Raw genomic sequence first — 6,595 nt, forward strand, 5'->3', positions numbered from 1 at the left:
GTTTTCAACCGGCTTACTACCGTGTTGCTCACCGATTTCTATATTAAAATAAAAAGTATCTCTGAGCCAGAGAAAGTGTTTGCAAAGGTTCACAGGTTAAATGTTCCCCGTCAACTCTCACTTCGTATGTTTCAGGATCTACTTCAATATTAGGCGTGGCGTTATTTAATACCATGTCTTTCTTAGATACATTTCTGCAGCCAACAACAGGCACAACTTGCTTTTGAAGTTTTAATTTATCAAGGGCTCCCGATTCCAGTGCCGCCTTGGATACAAAGGTCAAACATGTATTGTACTTTGCCCGGCCAAAAGCGCCAAACATGTTTCTATAAATCACTGGTTGCGGAGTAGGTATTGATGCATTAGCTTCACCCATTTTACTTGCGACAATAAAGCCTCCCTTGATAATCATCTCTGGCTTAACTCCAAACATAGCCGGTTTCCACAAAACAACATCAGCAACTTTACCTTTTGCCAAAGAACCTACATAATTAGCTACACCATGTGTTAATGCAGGATTAATCGTATATTTGGCTACGTATCTCTTCACACGGAAATTATCATTCTGATCACTATCTTCTGGTAACGGACCTCTTTGTTTTTTCATTTTATCAGCCGTCTGCCAGGTTCTGATAATAACTTCACCAACTCTGCCCATTGCCTGTGAATCAGAAGCCATCATGCTGAAGATGCCCAAATCATGCAGAATATCTTCTGCCGCAATGGTCTCCGGCCGTATTCTTGACTTGGCAAAAGCAACATCCTCGGGCACCTTGCTATCCATGTGGTGACAAACCATCAGCATATCTAAATGTTCGTCAACTGTGTTGATCGTAAAAGGCATGGTCGGAGTCGTGGAAGATGGCAGTACATTTGGCAGCGCAGCCAACTTGATGATATCAGGTGCATGGCCACCGCCGGCTCCTTCTATATGATAAGTATGAATTACCCTGCCATCAATGGCTCGCATCGTGTCTTCAACAAAACCTGCTTCATTTAACGTATCAGTATGGATAGCAACTTGTACATCATACATATCCGCTACCTGCAAGCATGTATCGATAACTTTCGGTGTTGATCCCCAGTCTTCATGTAATTTTAGTCCGATGGCTCCCGCTTCAATTTGCTCAACAATCGGCCCTTTAAAGGATGCATTGCCCTTGCCAAAAAACCAAGGTTCATGGGAAAGCTTTCAGCAGCTTCCAGCATTCTATGGATATGAAAACTACCAGGTGTGCAATTGGTAGCGTTAGTCCCGTCTGCCGGTCCCGTTCCTCCACCGATCATTGTTGTAATACCGCTGTACAACGCCGTTTCAACCTGCTGGGGACAAATAAAATGAACATGTGTGTCAATGCCACCTGGCGTAGCTATGAGCCTTCACCGGCAATCACCTCTGTTGAGACGCCAATGACTAAATCCGGCACTACACCATCCATGACATCGGGATTTCCCGCCTTGCCGATACCAACAATCTTGCCATCCCGGATGCCTATATCGCCTTTCACAATCCCCCAGGAATCAACTACGATGGCATTGGTGATCACCACATCCAAAACACCATCCTGCCTGGTGGCTGATGGCGATTGACCCATGCCATCTCGAATTGATTTACCGCCCCCAAACTTGCATTCATCTCCGTAAACTGTAAAATCATCTTCAATCTCAATGATCAAATCCGTATCAGCAAGTCTTATCCGATCTCCCTTGGTTGGACCGTACATGCCTGCATAATCCTTGCCCGGTATTTTATAGCTCACTTAGCCTTCAACTCCTTTAAAGCCCAGATTTTTTGCTTTTACAAGAGCACTCTGCAAAGTATCTGCATCCTTGACGCTGCCGCTTGTCAGACCATGCAAACCATGGATAATGGCGTTGCCGCCAATGGCGACCAACTCAACTTCCTTCTCTTCTCCAGGCTCAAATCTCACTGTTGTCCCGGATGGAATGTTCAACCTCATGCCAAAAGCTTGACCTCTTGGAAAAGCCAGACATTTATTAACTTCAAAAAAGTGATAATGCGATCCCACCTGAACAGATCTATCGCCGGTATTTGAAACTTTGAGTACAATTTTCTTTCGACCGCCATTCAAAGTTATATATTCATTACTAATGAAATATTCCCCGGGTATCATCAATCTACGCCCCCTTTACATTAACGGATTGGATTATGCACGGTAACAAGTTTCGTACCATCGGGAAAGGTTGCTTCAATTTGAATCTCATGTATCATGTCAGCTACCCCTTCCATGACATCATCCTTCGTTAGGATATTGGCACCAAACCGCATCAATTCAGTAACAGTTTTACCGTCCCTAGCAGCTTCGAGTAATTCTGCACTGATCAAGCAACCGCCTCAGGATAGTTTAGTTTAAGTCCCCTTGCTTTTCTTTTGCTGGCCAGCTCCCCTGCTAAATGCAGCATTAATTTTTCTGTTTCTTTTGGTGTTAAATGCATTAGCCATCACCTCCCCGTGCCGGATTAAATAGATATTAAATTGCTATTTTTGCCTGAATTTTTTCGGGCTCAACACCTTTTGTACTTCCTTCCATAACAATGGAACCTTTATCCATCACGTAAAAATAATCTGAAGTTTCTAAAACAAAATCCAGATATTGCTCTACTATTAGCATCGTGATATTGCCCTTGCTTTTAAGCTTCTTGATGACTCTGGCAATTTCTTGTATGATCGAAGGCTGAATACCTTCTGTTGGTTCATCAAGTAAAAGCAGCTTTGGGTTTGACACCAGGGCCCGGGCAATTGCTAATTGCTGCTGCTGTCCACCGCTTAAATCACCACCTTTTCTTTTCAGCATCGTTTTTAAGACAGGAAAGAGTTCGTAAATGCTTTCGTCTAAAGCACTGTTATTTTTATTTCTTTCCAGCCCCAGCAGCAAGTTCTCATAAACACTTAGATTAGAGAAAATATCCCTTCCTTGCGGGACATAGCCGATTCCTTGTAAGGCCCTGTTATAAGTAGGCATTTTGATGATTTCTGTCCCATTAAGCGAAATGCTGCCGTTAGGGGTTTTTACGAGACCCATAATGCTTTTCAGAAATGTTGTTTTGCCAACACCGTTTCTTCCCAGCAGGCAAACAACTTGCCCTTGTTTAATTCTCAAGCAGATATTTTTCAGAATAATACTGTCGCCATAATAGGCATCTAAGCCGCTAACATCCAGCACCTTCACTCACCACCTCTGCCTAAATAAACTTCAATTACGCGCGGATGTTTTTGCACTTCGTCCATATCGCCTTCAACCAAAAGTGTTCCTTCATGCAGAACCGTAACGGTACTTGCGCACTCTCTGACAAATTCCATGTCATGTTCAACAACAACCACGGAACAGTCTTTGGCCATTTCTTTAAGGAGTTCGCCGGTCTTATCCGTTTCCTTTCTACCCATGCCGGCCACAGGTTCATCTAAAAGCATAATTTCTGGTTCTTGGACGAAAAGCATGCCTATTTCTAACCATTGTTTTTCTCCATGCGACAAAGCTGCCGGCTTCTCGAACCTCTTTTCATATAAACCAATTGTATTGAGTACATATTCGATTCTTTCCCGTTGCTCATGACTCAGCTTTGAAAAAAGAGTAGAATAAATAGTTCTTTTCTTTTCAACTGCCAGCTCCATATTTTCAAAAACTGTAATGCTGTTAAACACAGATGGAACCTGAAATTTTCTACTAATACCACGTTCAACAATTTCATGTTCAGCCAACTTTGTCACATCACTGCTGTCTTTGAAAATTATCGAACCGGCAGCAGGCTTAACACGTCCGCAGATGGCATCAAGCAAAGTAGTCTTACCGGCGCCGTTTGGTCCAATAAAAAAATGGATATCCCCTTTCTTTACAGTAGTACTTACATTATTGACTGCTTTAAATCCATCAAAACTAACTGTTAAATCTTTAATCTCCAAAACTCTATCCATCAAAAACACACCTTTAAGATTGTTTTAAGAAATTAATATCTAATTCTTTTTGGTTACAACTTTTGCGACGGTGGTCAATGTTTCATGGCTGCTTCCTTTCTCTTGAACACCAAAGAATTGCGCCAGACTTTTTTATTTGATGATAAATGCCAACCAATCCCGAAGGCATGAAAATAACAACTGCTATGAAGGCAATGCCGATAAAATATGACCATATATCAGGGAAATTTTCGCTAACTACACTTTTTAATGAATTAACCAGCACTGCTCCGATTATGGCGCCGGTTAATGTACCACGTCCGCCTATTGCAACCCAACTTACCATTTCAATGGAAAGTACAATGCCCATTTCTGCAGGAGATATTATCCCAACCTGTGGAACATAGATGGCACCTGCCAAGCCAGCCAGGCCGGCAGAAATAGCGTAAACAAATACTTTATAAACTGTTGGGTTGTATCCTGAAAAACGAATCCTGTTTTCCCCGTCTCGAATAGCGACCAATACTCGACCAATACGCCTGTCGATAATAAATTTGCAAAACACATATGCTGCCAACAACAACAAAACAGCAATATAATAAAGGCCAAGTTTAGTTGATGGGTTGGAAAGCGAGAAACCAAAAATAGTTTTAAAATTGGTTATACCGTTTGTACCACCCGTGTAAGCTTGTTGACCAACAAATAGAACTACAAAGATAATCGACAGAGCTTGTGTTAAAATGGAGAAATATACGCCGCGAATGCGATTTTTAAAGGTTAAGTAGCCAATAATTGAAGCTAACAGCACAGGAATGAGAATTGCCATTGTCAACGCAAAGGGTGCAGAAGCGAATGGCTTCCAAAACCAGGGCAACACTTCCTGTCCGCTCCAGGACATGAAGTCCGGCACCTTACCTCCGCTTGATTCCAGCTTGAGGTACATGGCCATACAATAGGCTCCTAAGCCAAAAAATACACCATGTCCAAGGCTTAATATCCCCGTATAACCCCAAATAAGATCAATGCCAAGAGCAAGTATGGCAAAGGCCACAAATTTACCAAGCAAATTTATTCTAAAGTCTGATAAAAATAACGGCGCCAGACATAATAAAATAAATATTATGGAGATGACTACATTCCGTTTTATAATGTGTTCTTTAATTTGCGTAACTTTCTCGATCAAATCAGTACACCTCCAATTACTCATCTAAGGCGCGACTACTGATTGTAAAGAAGCCCTGCGGCTTCCATTGCAGGAATAAGATGACCGCTAAAAACACAAGTACCTTGCCAAGGGATGCATCAGTTAAAAACTCAAAAGTTGTATTCCCCAGACCAATTGCCCCGGCGCCCGCGACAGTGCCGATAATTCTGCCCACACCGCCAAGAACTACAACCATAAATGTATCAACTATGTAATTTGTGCCAAGGGTTGGTCCTATGGAACCAAGCAGCGTAAGGGCACAGCCTGCAATACCTGCCAGGCCGGAGCCAATTGCAAAAGTCATGGCATCAACCTTCCGCGTATTAATCCCGAGGCTTTGTGCCATGCTACGGTTTTGCATAACTGCCCGGATCCTACGCCCACTGGTTGTTTTGTAGAGAAAATAATAAACTGCGAATATGCAAAGTGCAACAAGCAACATGATAAACAGTCTCTTATATGGCAGTTGCAAATTCCCCCAAATAAGAATACCGCCATCGAGCCATTTAGGACTTTTGACATCAACATTAGGCCCCAAAAATATTTCTTGCCAGTTGCTGCAATACGAGGCTTACCCCCCAGGTAGCTAACAGACTGTCCAGCGGTCGACCATAAAGATGCCTGACGATGGTAATTTCCAGCAAATAGCCGACAAATGCAGTAACAACAAAAGCAACGGGTAAAGCAAAAATAAAATAGATGTCAAAAAACTTTTATCTACATATGACATAAAGATATTTTGTGTTACAAAGGTCACATAAGCGCCGATCATGATCAATTCACCATGGGCCATATTAATAATCTTCATTAAACCAAATGTAATGGCAAGGCCCAAAGCAGCAAGCATCAAAATCGAACTTACGCTGATCCCGTTGAATATTTGCAGAACATATGTTTCCACAGCCCCATTCACTCTCCGATTTTTTAGCCTGTGCAGGATGATTGTTTCATCCTGCACAGTCAAAGCTACTTTATGCTGGTTAGTTACTTAAGTCTTTAGCCCAAGCATAGGATTTCAGATATGGATCTGGTTTTACAGCTTCTTTTGTACTCCAGATCTCCTTGATCAAGCCATCTTCCTGCACCTCACCGATTCTGACAGGTTTCCACAGGTGCTGGTTCTCTGCCTCAATCTTGACCAATCCTTCAGGAGCTCTATACTCAAGCCCTTTAGCGGCCTCTCTAACTTTATCCACATCAGTAGTTCCTGCTTTTTTCACTGCTTCAGCCCAGAGATAAACTTGGATATATGCTGCTTCAATAGGATCGGCAGTTACACGATTTATGGTGGCTAAAGATGTCAAGACATTTTTTTGAACTTGTTTAAGGTGGTTTTTCTCCCTCCTTTGTGTATTTTATAAGAAAAATATTACCATTAAAACCATTTATTAACTGGTAATTAAGTAAATTTTTCCCATGCAATACTACTGCAAAAGAAAGTTGACCATAAATGTTGATAACTTTTCCTTCCACCACTA

At 42.0% G+C, this 6,595-nt stretch carries 7 protein-coding genes and 2 pseudogenes; all 9 read right to left on the bottom strand.

What is annotated here, in order from left to right; genetic code table 11:
* Window positions 1–43: 43 nt before the first annotated feature.
* The 9 genes and pseudogenes from ureC to P378_RS07395 all read right to left on the bottom strand — a co-directional run bounded on the left by ureC (window position 44) and on the right by P378_RS07395 (window position 6,421).
* Window positions 44–1,760: pseudogene (gene ureC, locus P378_RS07360) on the bottom strand (urease subunit alpha).
* Window positions 1,761–2,135, bottom strand: a complete 375-nt coding sequence (gene ureB, locus P378_RS07365; protein WP_099082792.1) for an urease subunit beta — start codon at window positions 2,133–2,135, stop codon at window positions 1,761–1,763.
* A 20-nt stretch (window positions 2,136–2,155) separates the two neighbouring features.
* A pseudogene (ureA, locus tag P378_RS07370) lies at window positions 2,156–2,457 on the bottom strand (urease subunit gamma).
* A 35-nt stretch (window positions 2,458–2,492) separates the two neighbouring features.
* Entirely contained in the window at window positions 2,493–3,185 is a 693-nt protein-coding gene (gene urtE, locus P378_RS07375; protein WP_099082793.1) for an urea ABC transporter ATP-binding subunit UrtE, read from the bottom strand.
* Between the two features lie 2 nt (window positions 3,186–3,187).
* Window positions 3,188–3,934: an urea ABC transporter ATP-binding protein UrtD gene (urtD, locus tag P378_RS07380; RefSeq protein WP_180261013.1), complete on the bottom strand. Its 747-nt coding sequence runs from the start codon at window positions 3,932–3,934 to the stop codon at window positions 3,188–3,190.
* A gap of 82 nt (window positions 3,935–4,016) precedes the next feature.
* A complete protein-coding gene (gene urtC / locus P378_RS07385; RefSeq protein WP_238473001.1) occupies window positions 4,017–5,096 on the bottom strand; it encodes an urea ABC transporter permease subunit UrtC in 1,080 nt (359 codons plus the stop codon).
* A 16-nt stretch (window positions 5,097–5,112) separates the two neighbouring features.
* Window positions 5,113–5,655: an ABC transporter permease subunit gene (locus tag P378_RS22835; protein ID WP_274378664.1), complete on the bottom strand. Its 543-nt coding sequence runs from the start codon at window positions 5,653–5,655 to the stop codon at window positions 5,113–5,115.
* Between the two features lie 48 nt (window positions 5,656–5,703).
* Window positions 5,704–6,075: an ABC transporter permease subunit gene (locus P378_RS22840; RefSeq protein WP_274378665.1), complete on the bottom strand. Its 372-nt coding sequence runs from the start codon at window positions 6,073–6,075 to the stop codon at window positions 5,704–5,706.
* A 22-nt stretch (window positions 6,076–6,097) separates the two neighbouring features.
* Complete coding sequence (locus P378_RS07395; protein ID WP_476588323.1) at window positions 6,098–6,421, bottom strand: transporter substrate-binding protein; 324 nt, start codon at window positions 6,419–6,421, stop codon at window positions 6,098–6,100.
* Window positions 6,422–6,595 lie beyond the last annotated feature (174 nt).

This window comes from Desulforamulus profundi (assembly GCF_002607855.1).

Coding starts and splice junctions, on each gene's coding strand:
- ureB (WP_099082792.1), bottom strand. CDS start 2,135: ATGATACCCGGGGAATATTTCATTAGTAATGAATATATAACTTTGAAT.
- urtD (WP_180261013.1), bottom strand. CDS start 3,934: ATGGATAGAGTTTTGGAGATTAAAGATTTAACAGTTAGTTTTGATGGA.